At 64.2% G+C, this 19,952-nt stretch carries 15 protein-coding genes, 1 tRNA gene and 1 pseudogene; 9 read left to right on the plus strand and 8 right to left on the minus strand.

The window, feature by feature from the left end:
* Positions 1-15: 15 nt before the first annotated feature.
* Both G474_RS0105620 and G474_RS0105625 read left to right on the plus strand, forming a co-directional pair.
* A tRNA-Asp gene (locus G474_RS0105620) sits at positions 16-92 on the plus strand.
* Positions 93-155: 63 nt separating this feature from the next.
* Positions 156-2,030, plus strand: coding sequence for a SurA N-terminal domain-containing protein (locus G474_RS0105625; protein ID WP_026686121.1), 1,875 nt, complete (start codon positions 156-158; stop codon positions 2,028-2,030).
* A 90-nt stretch (positions 2,031-2,120) separates the two neighbouring features.
* Here the strand turns inward: G474_RS0105625 and fabI are convergent, their stop codons facing one another.
* Positions 2,121-2,918 carry an enoyl-ACP reductase FabI gene (fabI, locus tag G474_RS0105630; RefSeq protein WP_026686122.1) on the minus strand — a complete coding sequence of 266 codons (798 nt, stop codon included), beginning with the start codon at positions 2,916-2,918 and terminating at the stop codon, positions 2,121-2,123.
* A gap of 381 nt (positions 2,919-3,299) precedes the next feature.
* Here fabI and G474_RS0105635 point away from each other — a divergent pair, with 381 nt between their 5' ends.
* The 7 genes from G474_RS0105635 (at position 3,300) to G474_RS23160 (ending at position 15,757) form a co-directional block, all read left to right on the plus strand.
* Positions 3,300-4,511: an MdtA/MuxA family multidrug efflux RND transporter periplasmic adaptor subunit gene (locus G474_RS0105635; RefSeq protein ID WP_026686123.1), complete on the plus strand. Its 1,212-nt coding sequence runs from the start codon at positions 3,300-3,302 to the stop codon at positions 4,509-4,511.
* 4 nt (positions 4,512-4,515) lie between these two features.
* Positions 4,516-7,632, plus strand: a complete 3,117-nt coding sequence (locus G474_RS0105640) for a multidrug efflux RND transporter permease subunit (protein WP_026686124.1) — start codon at positions 4,516-4,518, stop codon at positions 7,630-7,632.
* Positions 7,629-10,724 (plus strand): efflux RND transporter permease subunit, encoded by a 3,096-nt coding sequence (locus G474_RS0105645; protein ID WP_026686125.1) that lies wholly within the window; start codon positions 7,629-7,631, stop codon positions 10,722-10,724. The genes G474_RS0105640 and G474_RS0105645 overlap by 4 nt, the downstream gene beginning before the upstream one ends.
* Positions 10,725-10,752: 28 nt before the next feature.
* Positions 10,753-12,207, plus strand: coding sequence for an efflux transporter outer membrane subunit (locus tag G474_RS19705; RefSeq protein WP_051281925.1), 1,455 nt, complete (start codon positions 10,753-10,755; stop codon positions 12,205-12,207).
* A gap of 25 nt (positions 12,208-12,232) precedes the next feature.
* Positions 12,233-14,389 carry an ABC transporter substrate-binding protein gene (locus G474_RS0105655; RefSeq protein WP_026686126.1) on the plus strand — a complete coding sequence of 719 codons (2,157 nt, stop codon included), beginning with the start codon at positions 12,233-12,235 and terminating at the stop codon, positions 14,387-14,389.
* 112 nt (positions 14,390-14,501) lie between these two features.
* Complete coding sequence (locus tag G474_RS23155; protein WP_026686127.1) at positions 14,502-15,251, plus strand: SIMPL domain-containing protein; 750 nt, start codon at positions 14,502-14,504, stop codon at positions 15,249-15,251.
* On the plus strand, positions 15,248-15,757 hold the full coding sequence (locus G474_RS23160) for a L,D-transpeptidase family protein (protein ID WP_211228062.1): 510 nt from the start codon (positions 15,248-15,250) through the stop codon (positions 15,755-15,757). The genes G474_RS23155 and G474_RS23160 overlap by 4 nt, the downstream gene beginning before the upstream one ends.
* A gap of 19 nt (positions 15,758-15,776) precedes the next feature.
* Here the strand turns inward: G474_RS23160 and G474_RS23165 are convergent, their stop codons facing one another.
* The 7 genes and pseudogenes from G474_RS23165 to G474_RS23185 all read right to left on the minus strand — a co-directional run bounded on the left by G474_RS23165 (position 15,777) and on the right by G474_RS23185 (position 19,912).
* Positions 15,777-16,022, minus strand: coding sequence for an Imm32 family immunity protein (locus G474_RS23165; protein WP_026686129.1), 246 nt, complete (start codon positions 16,020-16,022; stop codon positions 15,777-15,779).
* 17 nt (positions 16,023-16,039) lie between these two features.
* A complete protein-coding gene (locus G474_RS23170) occupies positions 16,040-16,429 on the minus strand; it encodes a hypothetical protein (protein WP_026686130.1) in 390 nt (129 codons plus the stop codon).
* A gap of 120 nt (positions 16,430-16,549) precedes the next feature.
* On the minus strand, positions 16,550-16,858 hold the full coding sequence (locus G474_RS23175; protein WP_156919158.1) for a hypothetical protein: 309 nt from the start codon (positions 16,856-16,858) through the stop codon (positions 16,550-16,552).
* A 129-nt stretch (positions 16,859-16,987) separates the two neighbouring features.
* On the minus strand, positions 16,988-17,851 hold the full coding sequence (locus G474_RS23180; protein WP_156919159.1) for a hypothetical protein: 864 nt from the start codon (positions 17,849-17,851) through the stop codon (positions 16,988-16,990).
* Between the two features lie 130 nt (positions 17,852-17,981).
* Entirely contained in the window at positions 17,982-18,281 is a 300-nt protein-coding gene (locus tag G474_RS24555) for a YHYH domain-containing protein (RefSeq protein ID WP_084513580.1), read from the minus strand.
* A 214-nt stretch (positions 18,282-18,495) separates the two neighbouring features.
* A pseudogene (locus G474_RS19710) lies at positions 18,496-18,950 on the minus strand (transposase); the annotation flags it as partial.
* 512 nt (positions 18,951-19,462) lie between these two features.
* Positions 19,463-19,912: a DUF6756 family protein gene (locus tag G474_RS23185; protein ID WP_156919160.1), complete on the minus strand. Its 450-nt coding sequence runs from the start codon at positions 19,910-19,912 to the stop codon at positions 19,463-19,465.
* Positions 19,913-19,952: the final 40 nt, after the last annotated feature.

Below are 19,952 nucleotides of genomic sequence, written 5' to 3' on the forward strand. Positions count from 1 at the left end.
CCGGCTCCTGGCCGCGGAGTGGTAGTTCAGTCGGTTAGAATACCGGCCTGTCACGCCGGGGGTCGCGGGTTCGAGTCCCGTCCACTCCGCCATGCAGCGAAAGGCGAACCTGGTTCGCCTTTTTCGTTTATCCCACGAACATTGAAAATCCTGCCATGTTTGACGCCGTCCGCAACAACAAACGCATCGTCCAGGTCTTCCTGCTGCTGATCACCGTGCCTTTCGCCATGTGGGGCCTGGATTCCTACATGAATGGCGACGGCGGCGCGGCCCAGGTGGCCCGGGTGGGGGATGCCAAGATCACCCTGAACCAGTTCCAGCAGGCCATGCGCGAACAGCAGGACCGGATGCGCTCCCAGTTTCCCGGGGTCGATGCCAAGCTGCTGGATTCTCCCGCCATCCGCGAGAGCGTCCTGAACGGCCTGGTGGACCAGCAACTGCTGCTCCAGGAGGTGAACAAGCAGCGCCTGGGGGTGAGCGTGGCCGCCCTGCAGGAGATGATCGCCAACATTCCCGCTTTCCAGGAAGACGGCAAGTTTTCCCAGAAGCGCTATGAAGAAGCCCTGAGGAGCCAGGGCATGAGCCCCGTTGGCTTTGAAGCCCAGCTGCGCCGGGACATGGCCCTGCAGGCCCTGATTGGCGCCGTGGGCGAATCCGCCTTTGTGCCCCGGACCGTGGTGGACCGGGTGGTGGCCCTGCAGGTGGAGAGCCGCCAGGTCCAGGAGTCCCTGATCTCCGCCCAGGCCCTGAAGGCCGGGGTGAAGCTGGAAGCCGGGGAACTGCAGAAGTTCTACGACGAAAACCAGGCCCGTTTCACCCTGCCCGAGCAGGTCAAGGTGGAGTACCTGGTCCTGTCCCAGAAGAATCTGGAGGCCAAGGTCAGCGATGCCGAGGTCAAGGCCTGGTACGAGGAGCATAAGGCCCAGTATGCCCTGCCCGAAGAGCGCCGGGCCAGCCACATCCTGCTGTCCACCGACAGCGGCGACAAGGCCAAGATCAAGGCCGAGGCGGAAGCCCTGCTGGCCCAGCTGCAGAAGAATCCCGGCCAGTTTGCCGAACTGGCCAAGAAGCGCTCCCAGGATCCCGGCTCTGCCGCCAAGGGGGGCGACCTGGGCTTCTTCGCCCGGGGCATGATGGTCAAGCCTTTCGAGGATGCCGCCTTCGGCCTCAAGGAAGGGGAGCTGTCGGGTCTGGTGGAAACCGATTTCGGCTTCCACATCATCAAGGTTACCGGCGTCAAGGCCGCCCAGCCCAAGCCCTTTGCCGAGGTCAAGGGCGAGATCGAGGCGGACCTGAAGCGCCAGAGCGCCGCCCGCCAGTTTGCCGAAGCCGCCGAGGGCTTCACCAATATGGTCTATGAACAGTCCGACAGCCTGAAGCCTGCGGCCGAGCACTACAAGCTGAGCCTGCAGCAGTCCGGCTGGCTGACCCGCCAGGGCGGTGCGGCTGCCGGGGTGCTCAACCATCCCAAGCTGATGGAGGCCCTGTTCAGCGACGAGGTGATCAAGAACGGCCGCAACACCGCCGCCCTGGAAGTCAGTCCCGGCACCCTGGTGGCGGCCCGCCTGCTGGAACACAAGCCTTCCACCCTGCGCCCCTTCGATGCCGTCAAGGCGGAGATCGAGAATCAGCTGAAAGAAGCCAAGGCCATGCGTGCCGCTGTGGAGCAGGGCGAGGGCAAGCTGGCGGCCCTGAAGTCGGGCAAGCAGGAAGGCGTCAGCTGGGGCGGTAGCCAGAATGTTTCCCGCATGGCCCCCGGCAAGCTGGACAGCCCGGCCCTGGCCGCCGTGTTCCAGGTGGATGCCGGCAAGCTACCGGGCTTCGCCGGGGTGGAACTGCCGGGAGTGGGCTACGCCCTCTACAAGGTGAACAAGGTGGAGGCCGGCCAGGTGGACCCGGCCCTGGCCCAGGCCCTGGGGCAGCAGCTCTCCAGCATCGCCGCCCGGGCCCAGGTGGAGGCCTACATGGCCTCCCTGCGCCAGCGCTACAAGGTGGAAATCAACAAGGCGGCCCTGGCCACCAAGGAGTAAGCGACTTCCCCACCCCTGCCGTCGCCAAGACGGCGGGGCGAAAAAAAGCCGACCCGAGGGTCGGCTTTTTGCTGGGCCCGGGGGCCGGGATCAGGCGGGCAGGGGGTCGGCGTTGCCCAGGGCCGTGGAGTGCATGCCGCCATCCACGTAGAGGATTTCGCCGGTGATGCCGCTGGCCAGATCGGAAAGCATGAAGGCCGCAGCGTTACCCACTTCGTCGATGGTGACGTTGCGGCGCAGGGGCGCGTTATGGGAGTTGTAGGCCAGCAGCTTGCTGAAGTTGCCGATGCCGGAAGCCGCCAGGGTCTTGATGGGACCGGCGGAGATGGAATTGGCGCGGATACCCTGGGGCCCCAGGCAGAAAGCCAGGTAGCGGGTGGCTGCTTCGAGGCTGGCCTTGGCCAGACCCATGGTGTTGTAGTTGGGCATGGTGCGCTCGGCGCCCAGGTAGGAAAGGGCCAGCAGGGCGGCATTGCGGCCCAGCATCATGGGGCGGGCGGCCTTGGCCAGGGCCGGGTAGCTGTAGGAGGAAATTTCGTGGGCGATACGGAAGGCGTCCCGGTTGATGCCTTCGAGGAAATCCCCTTCGATGGCTTCCGCGGGGGCGTAGGCGATGGAATGCACCAGGCCGTCCAGGCCGTCCCAGTTCTTTCCCAGGGTTTCGAACAGGGCGGTGATCTGCTCGTCGCTGGCCACATCGCAGGGCAGGACCAGGTCGCTGCCGAACTCGTTGGCGAACTTGCGCACCCGCTCTTCGAAACGTTCATTCTGGAAAGTGAAGGCCAGTTGGGCACCTTCCCGGTGGCATGCCTTGGCAATGCCATAGGCGATGGAATGCTTGGAAAGCACCCCGGTGATCAGTATTTTTTTGTCGGCGAGAAAGCCCATATGTAACTCCCTGTCAGGACGAACCGGCGGATTATAGCGGAATCGGAATGCTATGCTGCGCTGCAAGGAAACTCTTTCCCCATTGCCTGCCGCCGGGGCCGTCCGAGGCGGGGTTCGGCCTCTGGTCCAATTCTGTCGGGCTTGATAAAGTGTAAAAGATTGTGAGAATCGATCTTGAATGGCGGTTTTGTTCGGCTTAATTCGGTCCGGGACAAAAAATCCGGGAACGGGGGCCTTGGCCCGGGCCGTTGCGGTGTCGGGAAAGTGCCCCCCGGCACCGGCCGGATGCCAGGGCCGGAGCGCTTTTCCGGCAGCCGGCCGGGCCCTTGCCGGGGCCGGGATCGTCATTGTCAATCTGTCATTTCTTGAACGGGATCAACCATGTTTCGCCTTGCCTCCAAACGGCTTGTCTTGATTTTTGCCGGCCTGATCGGGATTTCTGCGCTAGGAGCCGCCTGGTATCTTTTCCAGGGGGAAACGGCCCCGGCTTCGGCCGGGAAGCATGGAGGCCCCTGGGCCGGGCCGGTGCCCGTGCAGACCGTGAAGGCCCAGAAGGGGGAGCTGCAACTGCGCCTGCGGGCCATCGGTACGGTAACGCCCCTGGCCGCCGTGACCTTGAAGAGCCGGGTGGATGGGGAACTGCTGCGGCGCAGCTTCAAGGACGGCCAGTTCGTGCATAAAGGTGAGCTGCTGATGGAAATCGACCCGGCCCCCTACCGGGTCAAGCTGGATCAGGCCGAAGGCCAGCAGCAGCAGAACCTGGCCCAGCTGCGTAACGCCGAGACCGAGCTGGCCCGCTACCGTAAGCTTTTCGAGCAGGATTCCATTGCCCGCCAGCAGGTGGAAGCCCAGGAAGCCCTGGTGAACCAGCTCAAGGGCACCTTGAAAAGTGACAAGGCCCAGGTGGACGAGGCCCGCCTGCAGCTGGGCTGGACCCGTGTCGAGGCCCCCATTTCCGGCCGGGTGGGGCTGAGCCGGGTGGACCCGGGCAATCTGGTGAGCAGCGGGGACGCCGAGGGCCTGCTGAGCATCACCCAGGTGAAACCCATTGCCGTGATCTTCACCATTCCCGAGCAGGAGCTCGCCCTGGTGCGGGAGGAAATGGCCGCCGGCCGCCGCCTCACCGTGGAAGCCCACGACCGGGAAGACCGCCGCCTGCTGGCTGCGGGTTTTCTGCTCACCCACGACAACCAGATCGACACCGCCACCGGCACCGTGCGCCTCAAGGCGGAATTCGCCAACGAGGACGAGGCCCTGTTCCCCAACCAGTTCGTAAACACCCGCCTGCTGGTGCGCACCCTGAAGGACGTGGTGACCGTCCCCGCCGACGCGGTGCAGCACGGCAACAAGGGCACCTATGTGTATGTGGTCCAGGACGGCAAGGCCAGCATCCGCCAGGTGCGTCTGGGCGCTTCGGACGGCAGCCGGGTGGTGGTGGAGGAAGGCCTCCAGGGGGGCGAGCCCGTGGTCCTGGAAGGGCTGGACCGGCTGCGCGAGGGCAAGGAGGTGATCCTGCTGGAAGATGGGGACAAGCCGGCCACCCAGCCCGCCGCCAAACCGGCGAGCCAGGGCAGGCCGGGCCGGGGCGGCTAGTTTCATGAACATCTCCCGCCCCTTCATCACCCGGCCGGTGGCCACCACCCTGCTGATGCTGGCCATGCTGGTGGCCGGGCTGCTGGCCTGGCGGCTGCTGCCGGTGGCGGCCCTGCCCCAGGTGGATTACCCCATCATCCAGGTGTTCACCTTCCAGCCCGGGGCCGGGCCCGAGGTCACGGCGCGCACCATCACCGCGCCTCTGGAACGCCGCCTGGGCCAGATTCCCGGCCTGAAGCAGATGCACTCCAGCAGCTCCGGCGGCGCTTCGGTGATCACCCTGCAGTTCGCCCTGAGCGTGGACCTGGGGGTGGCTGAGCAGGAGGTCCAGGCCGCCATCAACACCGCCTCCAGCCTGCTGCCCAACGATCTGCCGACCCCGCCCATCTACCGCAAGGTGAATCCCGCCGACGCGCCCATCCTGACCCTGGCGGTCTCCTCGGCGGGCCTGCCCCTGCCCCGGGTCCATGACCTGGTGGACACCCGCATGGCCCAGAAGCTGGCCCAGCTTCCCGGGGTGGGCATGGTCAGCCTGGCGGGCGGCCAGCGTCCGGCCATCCGGGTGCAGATCAATCCCCAGGCCCTGGCCGCCCATGGCCTGAGCCTGGAGGAAGTGCGCAGCGCCATTGCCGCCGCCAACTCCAGCCAGCCCAAGGGCAGCCTGGACGGCCCCTACCGCTTCGTGATGGTGGAGGCCAACGACCAGATCAAGTCGGTGCCCGAATACGAGCGCCTGGTGGTGAGCTGGAAGAACGGCGCCCCCCTGCGCCTGGGCGACATTGCCCGGATTGAGGAAGGCACCGAGGACCGTTTCCAGGCGGCCTGGGCCGGATACTGCCAGGGCGGGCAGGGGAGCACGGGGGCCTGTGCCACCCCGGTGCAGGTGCCCGCCGTGCTGGTGAACATCCAGCGTCAGCCGGGCGCCAACGTCATCGAGGTGGCTGACCGGGTGCGCCAGCTGCTGCCCCAGCTGACGGCCACCCTGCCGGCGGCGGTGGATGTGACGGTGCTCACCGACCGCACCCTTTCCATCCGCGCCTCGGTGCGGGACGTGCAGAAGGAGCTGGTGTTCGCCGTGCTGCTGGTGGTGCTGGTGACCTTCCTGTTCCTGCGCCGGGCCGCCGCCACCCTGATTCCCTCGGTGGCCGTGCCCCTGTCCCTGGTGGGCACTTTCGGGGTCATGTACCTGGCGGGTTTCTCGGTGAACAACCTGTCCCTGATGGCCCTCACCATCGCCACCGGCTTCGTGGTCGATGACGCCATCGTGATGCTGGAGAACATCGCCCGGCACCGGGAGGCCGGGGCCTCACCGCTGCAGGCGGCCCTGCGGGGGGCGGCGGAAATCGGTTTCACCCTGGTGTCCCTGACGGTTTCCCTGATCGCGGTGCTGATTCCCCTGCTGTTCATGGGGGACGTGGTGGGTCGCCTGTTCCACGAATTCGCCGTGACTCTGGCCGTGGCCATCCTCATCTCCCTGCTGGTCTCCCTCACCCTGACCCCGATGATGGCGGCGCGCATGCTGGATCAGCCTCCGGCCCAGGGGGAGCAGGGCGGTTTCCTGGACGGCATCATCGGCCGCTACGGCCGCTGGCTGGACTGGGTGCTGGAGCACCAGACCGCCACCCTGCTGGTGACCCTGGCCACCCTGGTGCTCACGGGCCTGCTCTACGTAACCGTGCCCAAGGGCTTTTTCCCGGTCCAGGACAGCGGCGTCATCCAGGTGGTCACCGAGGCGCCCCAGTCCATTTCCTTCGCCGCCATGGCCGAGCGCCAGCAGGCCCTGGTGGGGGTGGCCCTGGAGGACCCGGACGTACAGAGCCTGTCCTCCTTCATCGGTGTCGATGGCAGCAATGCCACCCTGAACAGCGGCCGCATGCTGATCAACCTGAAACCCCACGGGGAGCGCAGCGCCGGGGCAGACCGGATCCAGCAGCGCCTGGCGGATTCCCTGGGCCAGGTGCCGGGCATTTCCGTGTGGCTGCAGCCGGTGCAGGAGCTTTCCATCGAGGACCGGGTGAGCCGCACCCAGTACCAGTTCACCTTATCTACTCCCGACGAGGCCCTGCTTTCCGAATGGACCGGGCGCCTGGTCTCGGCCCTGAGCCAGCGGCCGGAACTGGCGGGGGTGGCTGGGGACCTGCAGCGCCAGGGCCTGGAAGCCTACGTGGAGATCGACCGGGATGCGGCGGCCCGGCTCGGCATCAGCGCCACCCAGGTGATCAACGCCCTGCACACGGCCTACGGCCAGCGCCAGATCGCCACCCTGTTTACCCAGGCCAACCAGTACCGGGTGGTGCTGGAGGTGGACCCCCGCCACGCCGGCGGCCCCGCGGCCCTGGAGACCACCTATGTGCCCAGCGCCAGCGGTACCCCGGTGCCCATCTCCACTGTGGCCCGCGTGGTCCAGCGCCAGGCAGTCCTGGCCCTTGCCCGCCAGGGGCAGTTCCCCGCCGCCACCATTTCCTTCAACCTGGCCCCCGGGGCTTCCCTGGGAGCGGCGGTGGATGCCATCGAGGCCACGGCCCGGGCCGAGCAGCTGCCCCCGGCCGTGGAGCTGCATTTCCAGGGGGCCGCCGAGGCCTTCCGCGCTTCCCTGGACAACACCCTGTGGCTGATCCTGGCGGCCGTGGTCACCATGTACATCGTCCTGGGCATCCTCTACGAGAGCACCATTCACCCGGTCACCATCCTGTCCACCCTGCCTTCCGCCACCGTCGGCGCCCTGCTGGCCCTGCACCTAGCGGGCCGGCCCCTGGACATGGTGGCGGTGATCGGCATCGTGCTCCTGATCGGCCTGGTGAAGAAGAACGGCATCATGATGGTGGACTTCGCCCTGGAGGCCCAGCGGCACCAGGGGCTGACGCCCCGGCAGGCGATCCACCGGGCCGCCCTGCTGCGCTTCCGGCCCATCCTGATGACCACCCTGGCGGCCCTGGTGGGGGCCCTGCCGCTGATGCTGGCCGGCGGCTCCGGCGCCGAGCTGCGCCAGCCCCTGGGCCTGGTCATGGTGGGCGGGCTGCTGTTGAGCCAGGTCCTGACCCTGTTTACCACCCCCGTGGTGTATCTGTTCTTTGACCGCCTCGCTACCCGGCGGCCGGCCGGGGCGGAGGCACAGGGGTGAAGTTTGCCAGCCTCTTCATCCGCCGCCCGGTGGCCAGCTGCCTCCTGGCCCTGGCCCTGCTGCTGGCCGGTCTGCTCGCCTACCGCCTGCTGCCGGTGGCGCCCCTGCCCGAGGTGGAATTCCCCTCCATCGAGGTGAGCGCCACCCTGCCCGGGGCCAGTCCCGAGAGCATGGCGGCCACGGTGGCGACGCCCCTGGAGCGGGCCCTGGGCAGCATCGCCGGGGTCTCGGAGCTGACATCCTCCAGCTCCCAGGGGGCGACCCGGGTGCGGCTGCAGTTCGACATCGGCCGGGACATCGATGCCGCGGCCCGGGACGTGCAGGCCGCCATCAACGCCGTGCGCGGCCAGCTGCCGGCGGGCATGCCCGGCAATCCCAGCTACCGCAAGGTGAATTCCTCCCAGGCGCCGATCATGGTGCTGGCCCTGGGCTCCCCCAGCCTGGCGCCGGGGCACCTGTACGACATGGCGTCCACCATCCTGGCCCAGAAGATCGCCCAGATCGACGGGGTAGGGGAGGTGAACATCGGCGGCAGCGCCCTGCCGGCGGTGCGGGTGCAGCTCAACCCCGGGGCCCTGGCCCATTACGGTCTGGCCCTGGACGAGGTGCGCAAGGCCATTGCCGAGGCCAACGCCTTGCTGCCCCTGGGGGTGCTGGAGCTGGAGGACAGGCGCTGGCAGGTGGGCACCGGCCCAACCCTGCGCCAGGCCGAGGACTACCGCCAGCTGGTGGTACGTTACCGGAACGGGGCTCCGGTGCGCCTGGGGCAGGTGGCCCAGGTCAGCGATAGCGTGGAAAACCGCTACAGCAGCGGCTTTCACAACGAACATCCGGCGGTGCTGCTGCAGGTGTACCGCCAGCCGGGGGCCAACATCGTCGCCACCGTGGATGCCATCAACGCCCAGCTCCCGGGCCTGCGGGCCCTGCTGGCGGAGGATACGGAGCTGACCGTGGTGGTGGACCGCAGCCCCGGCATCCGCGCCACCCTGGCCGAGGCCCACCTGACCCTGTGGATCGCGGCCATCCTGGTGGTGCTGGTGGTCTGGGCCTTCCTGGGGGACCTGCGTTCGGCCCTGATTCCCAGCCTGGCGGTGCCGGTCTCCCTGATCGGCGCCTTCGTGATCATGTATTTCCAGGGCTTCTCTCTCAACAACCTGTCCCTGATGGCCCTGATCGTGGCGGCGGGCCTGGTGGTGGACGACGCCATCGTGGTGCTGGAGAACATCGAACGGCACATCGCCAACGGCATGGGGCCTTACCGGGCCGCCATCAAGGGGGTGCAGGAAGTGGGCTTCACCCTGCTGGCCATGAACCTTTCCCTGGTGGTGGTGTTCCTCTCCATCCTGTTCATGGGCGGCATCATCGAGCGCCTGTTCCGGGAATTCACCATCACCCTGGCCGCCGCCATCCTGGTGTCCCTGGCCGTGTCCCTGACCCTGACGCCCAGCCTTTGCGCCCACTGGCTCAGGCCCCGGGCCGAGTCGGGCGGAAGCTGGCTGGCCCGCACCTCGGCGCGCAACTTCCATCGCCTGCAGGGCTTCTACGGGCGCAGCCTGGACTGGGCCCTGGGGCACCGGCTGCTGGTCCTGGGCCTGTTTGCCGCCGTGCTGGGCCTCAACGTCTACCTCTACCTGGTGATTCCCAAGGGCCTGCTGCCCGAACAGGACACGGGCCAGCTCCAGGGCTTCGTGCGCGGCGACGACGGCTTTTCCTTCCAGGTCATGCAGCCCAAGATCGAGGTCTATCGCCAGCAGATACTGGCCGACCCGGCCGTGGCCGACGTGGTGGGCACCAGCGGCGGCAGCGGCGGCATCAGCAATTCCTGGCTGATGGTGCGGCTCAAGCCCAGGAGCGAGCGCCAGGACAGCGCCCGGCAGGTGATCGACCGTCTGCGCCGCCAGGCGCCGCCGGTGGCCGGCGGCATGCTGTTCATGCGGGTGGCCCAGGACATCCACCTGGCGCCGCCGGTCAATTCCAGCGAGCAGGAGGTGCTGCTCATGGGCACCGAGCTGGGGGCCCTGAAGGAAGCGGCGCTCCAGGTGTCGGCGGCCATGAAGGAGCTGCCCGAGCTGGTGGATGTGGACAGCTTCGGGGGCGAGGAAACCCAGCAGGTGACCCTGGACATCGACCGGGAAGCCGCCCGCCGCCTGGGGGTGGACCTGCAGACCGTGGGCAGCGTGCTGAACAACTCCTTCTCCCAGCGCCAGGTGGCCACCCTCTACGATCCCCTGAACCAGTACCGGGTGGTGATGGAGCTCGACCCCCGCTACACCCAGACCGCCCAGGTGCTGGAGGAGCTCCAGGTGATCACCGCCGAGGGCAAACGGGTGCCCCTGTCCACCTTTTCCACCTGGCGCTACAGCCTGGCCGGGGACCGGGTGCACCACTTCGAGCAGTTCGCCGTGGCCGGCATAGGCTACGGCCTGGCCCCGGGCGTCCATGCCCAGCAGGCCATGGCGGCCATCGACCAGGCCCTGGCCCGGCTGATGCTGCCCAGCGCCGTGCATGCCAAGCACTGGGGCCAGGCCGGCGGCCTGCAGACCACCCTCCAGTCCCAGCCCCTGCTGATCCTGGGGGTGCTGATCACCGTGTATTTCGTGCTCGGCATCCTCTACGAGAGCTACCTGCATCCGCTGACCATCCTGTCCACCCTGCCGTCCGCCGGCATCGGCGCCCTGCTGGCGCTGCTGGCTACCGGCACGGAATTCAGCCTGATCGCCCTCCTGGGCCTGTTCCTCCTGATCGGGGTGGTGATGAAGAACGCCATCATGATGATCGACTTCGCCCTGCAGGGAGAGCGGCGCCAGGGGCTGGCGCCGGCCGCCGCCATCCGCCGGGCTGCCCTGCTGCGCCTGCGCCCCATCCTGATGACCAACCTGGCCGCCCTCCTGGGGGCCCTGCCTCTGGTGCTGGGTATGGGTGACGGCGCCGAACTGCGCCGGCCCCTGGGCATCGCCATCGTCGGCGGCCTGGCCGTGAGCCAGCTGCTCACCCTGTACACCACCCCGGTCATCTACCTGACCCTGGATCGCCTGCGTCAGCAACTGCTGGCCCGGCGCCGCAAACCCGCCGACCCGGCCCTGGCCGGCTGATGCCCACCTTCACCTGCTCCTTGTGCCCATGAAACCCCTGCCTCTTCGCTCCCTGTTCGCGCTGCCCCTGGTTCTGGGACTCTGCGCCTGCGCCATCGGCCCCGAGCACCAGCCCTCCCGCCTGGACAGCATGCCGGCCAGCTTCAAGCACGGGGCCGGCTGGCTGCCGGCCACCCCCGGCGGCGGGACGGAAAGAGGGGATGCCGCCTGGTGGCGGCCCTTCGCCGATGCCCGCCTGGAAGGGCTGCTCCTGGAACTGGCGACGGCCAATCCCGGGCTGGAGCAGGCCCGGGCCCGGCTGCGCCAGGCCGAGGCAGCCTTGAAGGGGCAGCAGGCGGAACTCTTCCCCCAGGTGCAGGGCAATGTGGCCGTGAACCGCAGCAGCAGTGCCGGGCAGGTGAGCAAGAGCCACGACCTGGGGCTGGCCCTGAGCTGGCTGCCGGATCTCTGGGGCCGGGTGCGGCGCCAGACCGAGGCGGGCCGGGCGGAGCTGGAGGCCGCCGAAGCCGAAACCGCCGCTCTGCGGCTCTCCCTGCAGACCAGCCTGGCGGAGAACTACGTCACCCTGCGCATCCTGGACCGCCAGCGCACCCTGCTGCAGGAGACCATCACTGCCTACGAGCGCTCCCTCACCCTGACCCGCAACCAGTACGAAGCCGGCATGGCGGCCCGGGCCGACGTGGTCCAGGCCCAGAGCCAGCTGGAAAACGTCCGGGCCCAGCTGCTGGAGCTGGTGGACCAGCGGGCCCGGGCGGAAAACGCCATCGCCGTCCTGGCCGGGCGGCCCCCCGCCGCCCTGGACATCGCTGCCGACGCCAGCCTGCCGGAACTGCCCGCCGCCCCGGCGGCGGTGCCGGCGGCCCTGCTGACCCGGCGCCCTGACCTGACGGCGGCGGAACGGCGGGTGGCCGCCGCCAACGCCCGCATCGGCGTGGCCATGAGCGCCTGGCTGCCGGACCTGACCCTGAACCTCTCCGGCGGCTACCGGGCCGGCCAGGCCAGCGGCTGGCTGGATGCCCCCAACAAGGTTTGGGCCGTGGGTCCGGCCCTGGCCCTGACCCTGTTCGACGGGGGCGCTCGCAGCGCCCAGGTGGATCAGGCCGAAGCTGCTCAGGAAGAGGCTGCCGCCGCCTGGAAGGCCGCCGTGCTGGCGGCCCTGCAGGAGACCGAAGACGCCCTGGCCCGGCTGCGGGCCCTGGAAGACCTGTCCCGCCAGCAGGAGAAGGTGGTGGCCCTGGCCGAGGAGAACGAACGCCTGGTCACCAACCGCTACCGGGAAGGGCTGGTCTCCTTCCTGGAAGTGGCGGTGGCCCAGAATGCCACCCTGGCCGCCCGGCGGGCCGCCCTGGACGTGCGGCGCGACCGGCTCCAGGCCAGCATGCGCCTGGTGACCGCCCTGGGCGGCGGCTGGCCGGGCCTGGGCGGGGCAGGGGAGTCCGGTGCGTCCGGTGCAGAAGCGGTGGCGGACCGGGAAAAATCCTGATCCGCTTTGGGCTACACTTTCGCCCATGCCGAATCCCGTCAAACTGCTGCTGCCGGCCCTGGCCGTGTTCCTCGCCGCCTGCGGCCAGGTCTGGAATGATCCCTACCCCCTGGCGGAGAGCGGCGCCAACATCCTCTACACGGCCTTCACCGAGCGCCCCAAGCACCTGGACCCGGCCCAGTCCTACACCGAGGAAGAATCGGTGTTCACCGGCCAAATCTACCAGCCGCCGCTCCAGTACCACTACCTGAAACGCCCCTACACCCTGGAACCCGCCACCGTGCGCCAGGTGCCGGAGCCGGAGCTCTACGACGCCGCCGGCCGCCGTCTGCCGGCCAATGCCCCCGCCGGGCTGGTGGCCGAGAGCGTCTATGAGCTGCAGCTGAAGCCCGGCATCCGCTACCAGCCCCATCCCGCCTTCGCCCTGGACCCGGCGGGCCGGCCCCGCTACCTGGAGATGAGCCGGGCGGAGCTGGCCGACAAGTACGTGATCGGCGACTTTCCCGAAACCGGCACCCGGGAGCTCCGGGCCGAGGATTACATTTACCAGATCAAGCGCCTGGCCCATCCGCGCCTGAACGTGCCCATCTTCGGCATGATGGCGGAGAAGATCGTCGGCCTCAAAGAGCTGGGGCAGGCCCTGGAGGCCGCCCACAAGGCCAATCCGGAGCAGCCCTGGCTGGACCTGGATGCCTTTCCCCTGGCAGGAGTGCAGCAGGTGGATGACTACACCTGGCGCATCCGCATCAAGGGCCGCTATCCCCAGTTTGCCTACTGGCTGGCCATGCCCTTTTTCGCCCCGGTGCCCCGGGAGGTGGATCGTTTCTTCAGCCAGCCCGGCATGTCGGAAAAGAACCTGACCCTGGACTGGTGGCCCGTGGGCACCGGCCCCTACATGCTCAGCGAGAACGACCCCAACCGGCGCATGGTGCTGTCCCGCAACCCCCATTTCCAGGGCGCCACCTACCCCTGCGAGGGTGAGGCCGGCGACCAGGCCGCCGGCCTCCTGGCCGACTGCGGCAAGCCGCTGCCCTTCATCGACCAGGCGGTGTTCACCCGGGAAAAGGAAGCCATTCCCTATTGGAACAAGTTCCTCCAGGGCTACTACGACGCTTCCGGCATTTCTTCCGACAGTTTCGACCAGGCCGTGCGCGTCGATGTGGGTGGGGACGTGTCCGTCTCCGAGGAGATGCAGGCCCGGGGCATCCGGCTTCTCACCACCGTGCGTTCCTCCCTGTTCTACATGGGTTTCAACATGAAGGACCCGGTGGTGGGCGGCATGGACGAAGCCTCGGCCAAGCTGCGCCAGGCCCTCTCCATCGCCCTGGACCAGGAGGAATTCATCTCCGTGTTCATGAACGGCCGGGGCATTCCCGGCATGGGCCCCCTGCCGCCCGGCCTGTTCGGCTTCGAGGCGGGGGAGCGGGGCATCAACCCCTATGTCTATGACTGGGTGGACGGCAAGCCCCGGCGCAAGTCCGTGGCGGAGGCCAAGCGCCTCCTGGCCGAAGCCGGCTGGCCCAATGGCCGCCACGTCAGGACCGGCGAACCCCTGGTGATCAACCTGGATACCACGGTCGGGGGCATGGGAGACAAGGCCCGGCTGGACTGGCTCACCCGCCAGTTCCAGAAGATCGACATCCAGCTGGTGGTGCGGGCCACGGACTTCAACCGCTTCCAGGACAAGCTGGAAAAAGGCACGGTGCAGCTCTACTTCCTGGGCTGGAATGCCGACTACCCGGACCCGGAGAACTTCTTCTTCCTGCTGCACGGCAAGGAGGGGCGGGCCCATCACCAGGGCGGGCAGAACTCCTCCAACTACGAGAATCCGGAATTCGACCGCCTGTTCCTGCAGATGAAGGCCATGGAAAACTCCCCGGAGCGCCTGGAGCTGATCCGCCGCATGAACCGCATCGTGCAGCACGACGCGCCCTGGATCTACGCCTTCCACCCCAAGAGCTACGTGCTTGCCCACAGCTGGCTGAAGAACCGCAAGCCGGCGGACGTGAGCAACAACACCCTCATGTACCAGCGTCTGGACTACCAGGAACGGGAACAGCGCCGGGCCGAATGGAACCCGCCCCGGCGCTGGCCCCTGCTGGCTATGGCGGTGCTCTTGGTGCTGCTGTGCGCTCCCGCTCTCTGGCTTTATCGCCGCCGGGAGCGCCGCGCCGCCTTGTAAACGGCGGCCGCCGGCCCGGCGCCGGCCCAACTTCCTGCCGGAAATCACCTGGACCCATGGTCATGAAAGCTGCAGCCATGGATAATCGATGCTTTTGACATGGGATATCCACATGGAAAACCGTAATGGCTGGGCCCTGGTGCTGATGGGCGTCTTACTCGCGGCAGGCATGAGCGCCGCCGCCTTCATCCTGGGAGGCAAGTTCAAGACCCTGGGAGACAATCGCCAGAGCATCGTCGTCAAGGGGCTGGCGGAAAAACCCGTGCAGGCCGACCTGGCCGAATGGTCCCTGGGGCTGCGGGTGGAAGGAGCCCAGTTTGCCGAGGCCCTGGAAAAGATGCGCAAGCTGCGCCCGGTGCTGAACGAATTCCTGGCCACCCAGGGCTTTCCCGCCAGCGGCCTGGAAGAGGGGCCCGAGGAAGTGGTGCCGAACATGGTGGAAGAAGCCAACGCCCGGGGCGATTTCCGCATGGTGCAGCGGGGCTACGTGGCCAGCCAGCAGTTGCTGCTGCGCAGCCAGGACCTGGCCCGGGTGACCCAGGCCCACAAGGCCATCATCCAGCTCGCCGCCGAAGGCCACCCGGTCACCTACGATGCGCCCCGCTACCTGATTTCCGACCTGGAAAGCATCAAGATGTCCCTGATCGGCGCCGCCACCCGCAACGCCCGCCAGCGGGCCGAGGAATTTGCCCAGGTGGGCAACGTGCAGGTGGGCACCATGCGCTCGGCCTCCCAGGGAGCCTTCTACATCCTCCCCGCCAGCGCCAACAGCGATGCCAGCGACTACGGCGGCGTCTACGACAAGAGCACCATCGCCAAGAAGGCCCGGGTGGTGGTGACCATAGACTACGGTATCGAATGATGGCTACCCGGCGGGCCTGGCGGAGACTGGCCGGGGGGCTGCTGCTGGGTCTGGGCGCCTCCGGCATCCTGGCCGCCGAGGCGAAAGTGGATCTGGTGCGGGTCCTGAAAGGGGAGCGCAAGCTGCAACTCCTGGCCGGGACCCAGGTGCTGCGGGAATTTCCCGTGGCCCTGGGGGGCAATCCCCTGGGCCACAAGCAGCAGGAAGGGGATCGGCGTACCCCCGAAGGCCGCTACCTGCTCGACTACAAGAAGGCCGACAGCGCCTTCTACAAGGCCATTCACATCTCCTACCCGAACGGGGCGGACCTGGCCGCCGCCAGGAAACGGGGCGTCGCCCCCGGCGGGCAGATCATGATCCACGGCCAGAAAAACGGCCTGGGCGCCCTGGCCCCCTGGACCCAGCGCTTCGACTGGACCGACGGCTGCGTGGCCCTCAGCAACGAGGACATGGAACAGGTCTGGCAACAGGTCCCGACCGGCACCCCGGTGGAACTGCTGCCGTAGTTGCGGGGGAGAGGCCCGCTCAGGAGCCCCAGTCCGGGTTGCAGACGACCAGGTGGGGAGCGTTGCTGAAGTAGCGGTCCTGGTCAGCCAGATGCGCATGCTCCCATGACTGGCCTCGACACTCCATTCCGTCGGCACAGCGCTCCAGGAACCTGGCAATCCGGCGTAGTTCCTCCGGTGTGGCAACCAGGGTTATTTCGGCCAGTTCAGCTGGCACGATTTCTTCAATTTTCAGACCTTGGTCTGCATAACCGTGAATTTTCATTTTTTTGGGCGGAGTCTTTACCAGAGCCCATTTCGAAAAACAGAGGATTTTCCGGAAATTACAGCCAGGGGCAACAGGAGAATGCCAAACGTGCTGATCACACTTAACCACATGGCCCAAAGCGGTGGAGATCTCCAGAACAGGTAGGCGAGCGCCATTCCCCAGGTGTTTCCTGTGCCATCACCGAAGGAAGGGAAAACAAAGATCAGCACCAAGGGGAGAAGAATTGCTGTAGCCAGCCATCGCCCCCAGAGCAGTCGTCGAGCAAGACCTATCGCCGTCAAAAGAAGAAAAAATGCAATGGTCAGAGCAACCCATTTCCCATCGATGCAGGCAAGGAAAATGAACGATCCGGCAGTAAATAGGAGCACTAAAAACCATCGCATCATATCCTCTATAGGCTTCATTAATTTCTCTGCTAATGAGGTTCAAAAAAATAGTCTGGTTGTTCGGCGTGCGATTGATTTTATGTGCTCAGCAGGGTTTTGGTGGGGCATGTTGGGGGGCGTTAATCAAGATTTGCTTTTTTAATTTTTATGAGTCCACCAGTAAGCAGGAAATACTACCGGGCCAATCAGCCAGAATCCAGTGATCCATGCCGTTCGTTTCCAGGCACTATCATGGGTGTGCCGGAATGCGTGTGCGGAGAAAAACAGGGTGATTGAAAATTCTGTTATAAAGTACAGAAAAAACCACCATTCAGCCAATAGCTCCAGGAATCTTCCCGCTCCCGGAGGAGCAATAAAAATCTCCATTGGTGGTAGTGAAATTGCATAGAGGGAAATGATTGGGAAAAAAGCCAGGATTCCCATTGGTGCTGAATGGAACGTTTTCATGTGCAGACCCCGCGGGGTGATTTGGCGGAGGAATGTTGCGTATAACAATTGAGGCTGGCATACCAGTCGCGGATGGCTAGCCCCCATCAGATTATTCGAGCACGATCAGAATTTCGCAGTACATCTTTTTCAAAGATTGAGAGAGTTCCTGAACGTCTCAACGCTCCCATTACACATGGAATCATTAAGAATGGTAAGGTCTGTTGTCCGTAAACATACGCCGATAGAATGGCCAATTGGGAAACTTGATACCTGTTCCACGTGGCCGATGTGACCGTCTAGGTAACGAATGGTGTACTGAATGCGGTAGCTTTCCTCCGCAATTTGCTTCCCTAGGATACTTCCGATTACCGCACCGGCGAACTGTGCGCCAATATGACCTGATACCGAGTAATTCCAGTTTGATGGACTTCCCGAAAATGCCTTGTCAACATAGGCGGCTGAACCAACTGCTTCACCTAGCTGTGAGCTAGTGGTACGGCCTAGGGTAGATATGTCCTGCAACTGACGATCTGTTACTACGCCGACCTCGCTGCTCGTGATCATAATGATTCGATGTCGCTTATCCAGTAATTGTCTTTCCGCAGGCGATAGTTGTTCATAGAACTCTTGGAGAACGACAATCAATGGCCGGATGTTACGTTCGGCTTCGTCGACGTTCTGCTTTGCTTGAATACACTGCTCGGTTGTGGCAACGGTGCAGAAATACTTGAGGCGAATCTTGTGCCATTCCACTTCACCCACGTGATCGCCGTACTTCTTCAGTTTGTCAGGGGCAAACGTTTCAAAGCCGAACTGAAGGACCTTAGGATAGTTTTGCACCAAGCTGCGCGCTCGAGAAAAAGCATCTGGCGTTTCCTTTGAAAGCTGGTATTGCATGGATTCGAATGCCGCAGCCCAATTCTCCTGGTGCGCAAAGTCCTCCATGCGTGTGACTTGAGTAGCGCAGGCAGCTAAAAGCGAACAGACCATCACAGTGGCGGCATTACGCATGGTATTTTCTCCGCAAATCGGTTTCATAAGAGCTAACCTGGAGGAGAGCAATCTGCTCAGCTTTTCAATCAGGACCGGTGGAATGATGGAGGGCACGGAAGTCCGCTTTGGATGCCGCCAATGGGAGCGATCAGCAGCCACCATAGTTCTTTTTTCCACTTTTGGTGATCGTATAGGTTCCGCCACGAGGGCCAACATAGCAGCCAGGAGGAAGAGAGCGAGAGGATTGCGGTGATACGTGCGTGGATTGGATGTTAGGAGTTTCTGTTGATTTGGAAGTATTAGGTTTTGCTGTGCCACTGTGATGACAGTGATATTCACCGGTCTTTCTATTGGTGTGACAACCATCTGCATCTATTCCTCCGGGGTGTCCCAATGCCACGGGGCTCACGAGGGCAGCAAGAGCGACAAGGATCGATTTTCTATGCATGGGAAATAGCTTGAGTGGCCGACGGCAGGTGCTTCCGAAGGACGAAATACAATACTAGAAAGATCGCGGTGAGCAGCAGCAGGAGGGGCGCGCCCGTCAGCCAGTGCCAAATTGAGAAACTTCCCATTGGACCCCCATATATTTTAATGAATTATTGTATTGTCATCCAAAATGGATCGGCTGACTATAGGGCGCATCGAATAACCCGAGATTTTCAGTTAATCCGGCTGCAGAACAATCGAACCCAGTTCAACTTCTTCGGCAAATCACCGCTTTTCTCTGCGGTGTTGCCCTTGATTCCGGCCTCCTGGAAATACAACAGCCGCTTCAGGTTGTAGCAGGCCACCATCATCATCATCGCAAAGCTCGCCCGCGCCTGACCGATGGTGCGGATCACTTTGCCCCCCATCTACGCAATCGCCGCGAACGGATGCTCGACCCGGGCACGTGTCTTGGCGATGCGTTTGTTACGCCGCTGCTGGCACTCGGACAGCGGCTTGTTGCGCGCGCCCTTCCTCTGGATCCGGTTACGGAAGCCGTTTGCCTTCAACCTTGCTTCATGCTCTTCGGAGGGATAGCCCCGGTTGCCATGGACATCCCGGCTCGTGTTCTGGGGGCCAGAACCTTGTCGAAGTGCTGACTGTCGTGTGTGCTGGCTGTGCCGGTCTCGGAGCAAGTCAATCTCGGCCGCCAGTGCCTGAGGCTCGGGCCAGGATTCCCATTGATGCTGAATGGAATGTTTTCATGTGCAGACCCCGCGGGTGATTTGGCGGAGGAATGTTGCGTGGATCGGGCTTTTGTACATGAATTAATTATTCAGGAATCCGGATTGGCAGTGCTTGTGCTTTGAATCGTTGCACAAAGTCTCTGGCTTGTTCTAGATTATCGGGGTATCGCTCACGACACCATATGTATCCTTCCTTGCTATATATTTTTTGAAATATGAATCCGTGGTTGACCAGAAATCTAACTTTATCCCATTGCTTTGCGTCTGACTTCTTTGGGGGGCGGAAGCGAATATCCATTTGTACAGATTGCCCATCACAGTTCGGACAGGTGCGATAAAAAACATCTTTCTCAAATGGCCGTTTGAAAGTTCTGAGGCATTTGAAGCAGGTGTATGGGGTGAGAGTGGATTTCATTTTTTACATCGGGCTGGCAGTAAATGTGACCTCGTGGAACTAGCCTAAAAATTGTTGAAGACGCGAGGCAACGGGTTCTCCTGTGGCAATCAGTATGCTGTGATGGTTATCAAAGATGATCCAGTCCAGTGATGGGCTGGCAATCGCATATTCGAAATATCGACATTCCGCAATAATGGCGGAAAATACTGATGGATTCCCAGAAAAGACTGGCCAGGGAGCGAATTCATCATCAGACGCAAAAAGCCATGTCTCCATGTCTGGGCATAGACTGGGCAAATAACGGTAGCCTTGGTGGATTGGGTCGGTAGTTACAAAAGACAGATCTTTTCTCAAAGAATCCCACCACCATCGAGCTGTTGGCTCCGCGACAAACCTTTCTTGAACCATGTAAATGTTTCGTTCAGCCTCTGCGGGTGGCAGGAGGCGAACACTCGACTCCAGCCCTAATTCACAAATGGTAGATGTGATTTCGTCGGCGATGGTCATGGGGCTGGTGTTTTATGTGAGGGAAAAATGTTATTTATTT

It is taken from the genome of Azovibrio restrictus DSM 23866 (assembly GCF_000429665.1).
Lineage (GTDB): Bacteria > Pseudomonadota > Gammaproteobacteria > Burkholderiales > Rhodocyclaceae > Azovibrio > Azovibrio restrictus.

What these genes read in the sequence shown, in the direction of transcription:
- G474_RS0105625 (WP_026686121.1), top strand. Translation starts at nt 156, where the DNA reads ATGTTTGACGCCGTCCGCAACAACAAACGCATCGTCCAGGTCTTCCTG.
- fabI (WP_026686122.1), bottom strand. Translation starts at nt 2,918, where the DNA reads ATGGGCTTTCTCGCCGACAAAAAAATACTGATCACCGGGGTGCTTTCC.
- G474_RS0105635 (WP_026686123.1), top strand. Translation starts at nt 3,300, where the DNA reads ATGTTTCGCCTTGCCTCCAAACGGCTTGTCTTGATTTTTGCCGGCCTG.
- G474_RS0105640 (WP_026686124.1), top strand. Translation starts at nt 4,516, where the DNA reads ATGAACATCTCCCGCCCCTTCATCACCCGGCCGGTGGCCACCACCCTG.
- G474_RS19705 (WP_051281925.1), top strand. Translation starts at nt 10,753, where the DNA reads ATGAAACCCCTGCCTCTTCGCTCCCTGTTCGCGCTGCCCCTGGTTCTG.
- G474_RS0105655 (WP_026686126.1), top strand. Translation starts at nt 12,233, where the DNA reads ATGCCGAATCCCGTCAAACTGCTGCTGCCGGCCCTGGCCGTGTTCCTC.
- G474_RS23155 (WP_026686127.1), top strand. Translation starts at nt 14,502, where the DNA reads ATGGAAAACCGTAATGGCTGGGCCCTGGTGCTGATGGGCGTCTTACTC.
- G474_RS23160 (WP_211228062.1), top strand. Translation starts at nt 15,248, where the DNA reads ATGATGGCTACCCGGCGGGCCTGGCGGAGACTGGCCGGGGGGCTGCTG.
- G474_RS23165 (WP_026686129.1), bottom strand. Translation starts at nt 16,022, where the DNA reads ATGAAAATTCACGGTTATGCAGACCAAGGTCTGAAAATTGAAGAAATC.
- G474_RS23170 (WP_026686130.1), bottom strand. Translation starts at nt 16,429, where the DNA reads ATGAAGCCTATAGAGGATATGATGCGATGGTTTTTAGTGCTCCTATTT.
- G474_RS23175 (WP_156919158.1), bottom strand. Translation starts at nt 16,858, where the DNA reads ATGAAAACGTTCCATTCAGCACCAATGGGAATCCTGGCTTTTTTCCCA.
- G474_RS23180 (WP_156919159.1), bottom strand. Translation starts at nt 17,851, where the DNA reads ATGCGTAATGCCGCCACTGTGATGGTCTGTTCGCTTTTAGCTGCCTGC.
- G474_RS24555 (WP_084513580.1), bottom strand. Translation starts at nt 18,281, where the DNA reads ATGCATAGAAAATCGATCCTTGTCGCTCTTGCTGCCCTCGTGAGCCCC.
- G474_RS23185 (WP_156919160.1), bottom strand. Translation starts at nt 19,912, where the DNA reads ATGACCATCGCCGACGAAATCACATCTACCATTTGTGAATTAGGGCTG.